We start from the raw sequence: 1,854 nt of genomic DNA, 5'->3' as shown, positions 1-1,854 counted from the left end.
ATCAGAGAATATCCGATTACAAAATATTGCACAACTTATTTGTTAACGCTGCCTTAGCGGAAGTCAGTAACTAAAAAGGCGGCCCGAAGGCCGCCAAAGAATTTCCACTGTTGGCGAGCGCTGTCGTTAGCTCTCGCGCTTGCCATCGACCAGGCGGCTCACGCCCAGCGGGTTGGCGTCCTGGAGTGCCTCAGGCAGCAGGCCCGCGGGCAGCGCCTGGTAGCACACCGGGCGCAGGAAGCGGTGGATCGCCGCGCTGCCCACCGAGGTGGTGCGGCTGTCCGAGGTCGCCGGGTAGGGCCCGCCGTGGACCATGGCATGGCAGACTTCCACCCCGGTCGGCCAACCGTTGGCGAGTATCCGCCCCGCCTTGCGCTCCAGCGTCGGCAGCAGCTGCCGGGCGGCGTCGAGATCGCCGTCGTCCATCTGCAGGGTGATGGTGAGCTGGCCTTCGAGCTGGGCGGCGACGCGGCGTACCTCCTGCGCGTCGGCACAGGCGATCACCAGCGAGGTCGAGCCGAAGACCTCCTCCTGCAGGGCGGGATCATTAAGGAAGGCTTCGGCCTTCGTGACGAACAGCCCGGCCTGGGCGGGGTGGGCGGTCTCGCCGGCCTGGCCGCGGGCGGCCTCGCTGACCCTGGCGTGGCCGGCGAGCCGGCCGACACCCTGCTCGTAGGCCGCGTGGATGCCCGGGGTGAGCATGGTCTGGGCGGCGCTGCCCGTGACCGCCTCACCGGCGGCCGCGACGAAGGCGTCGAGCTCAGGGCCCTGGACCGCGATCACCAGCCCGGGGTTGGTGCAGAACTGCCCGGCGCCCATGCTGAGCGAGGCGGCGAAGCCTTCGGCGATCGCCTGGCCGCGTGCCTTGAGCGCCTCGGGGAGCAGGAACACCGGGTTGATCGAGCTCATCTCGGCGTAGACCGGGATCGGCTGCGGGCGCGCCTGGGCGGTGGCCATCAGCGCCGTGCCGCCGCTGCGCGAACCGGTGAAGCCCACCGCCTGGATGCGCGGGTCGGCGACCAGCGCCTGGCCGATCTCGCGGCCCGCGCCGAACAGCAGCGAGAAGGTGCCCTCGGGCAGGCCGCACTGGCTCACCGCGGCCTGCACGGCACGGCCGACCAGCTCGGAGGTGCCGGGGTGGGCGGAATGGCCCTTGACCACCACCGGGCAACCGGCGGCTAGCGCTGATGCGGTATCGCCACCGGCCACGCTGAAGGCCAGCGGGAAGTTGCTGGCGCCGAACACCGCCACCGGGCCCAGGGCGATATGGCGCTGGCGCAGGTCGACGCGCGGCATCGGCTCACGCTCGGGCAGCGCCGGATCGACGCGCACGTCGAGCCACTCGCTGGCGCGCACCACATTGGCGAATAGCCGCAGCTGGCCGCAGGTACGGCCGCGCTCGCCTTCCAGGCGTGCGCGGGGCAGGCCGGTCTCGGCCATGGCCCGCTCGATCAGGTCATCCCCGATCGCCTCGATCTCGGCGGCGACGGTCTCGAGGAAGGTCGCGCGCGCCTCGAGCGAGGTCTCGCGATAGGTATCGAAGGCCACCTCGGCCAGGGCACAGGCCTGGTCGACCTCGGTCTGGCTACCACCGGCGTAGGCCGGGGCCAGGGTCTCGCCGGTGGCCGGGTTGACGGCGTGGATCTCGGCCTGCTGGCCGCTGATGGCTTGCTGGCCAATAAGTAGTTTACCTTCCAGGGTCATACAACCTCCTGCTAGCCCATCTTTAACAGCCTACCACTGATATTCAGCCAAAATGCTCTATAACATGTTGATTTATATAGACGGGTATCTCAAAAACGTTTTGTAGTGCCATAATCGTATTTTATATATTGTATTTTGTGTCAGCATGGT

General features: G+C 67.7%; 1 protein-coding gene. It reads right to left on the bottom strand.

Translation table 11 applies throughout. The features are described 5' to 3' along the window. Window positions 1-126: 126 nt before the first annotated feature. Window positions 127-1,704: an aldehyde dehydrogenase (NADP(+)) gene (locus tag ACESMD_RS12745; protein ID WP_372613731.1), complete on the bottom strand. Its 1,578-nt coding sequence runs from the start codon at window positions 1,702-1,704 to the stop codon at window positions 127-129. Window positions 1,705-1,854: the final 150 nt, after the last annotated feature.

The organism is Halomonas sp., from assembly GCF_041689495.1.
GTDB lineage: Bacteria > Pseudomonadota > Gammaproteobacteria > Pseudomonadales > Halomonadaceae > Halomonas.
This window is presented reverse-complemented; position numbering and strand designations above follow the sequence as displayed.

Excerpts from the sequence above, each read along its gene's own strand:
- ACESMD_RS12745 (WP_372613731.1), bottom strand. The coding sequence starts at position 1,704 with ATGACCCTGGAAGGTAAACTACTTATTGGCCAGCAAGCCATCAGCGGC.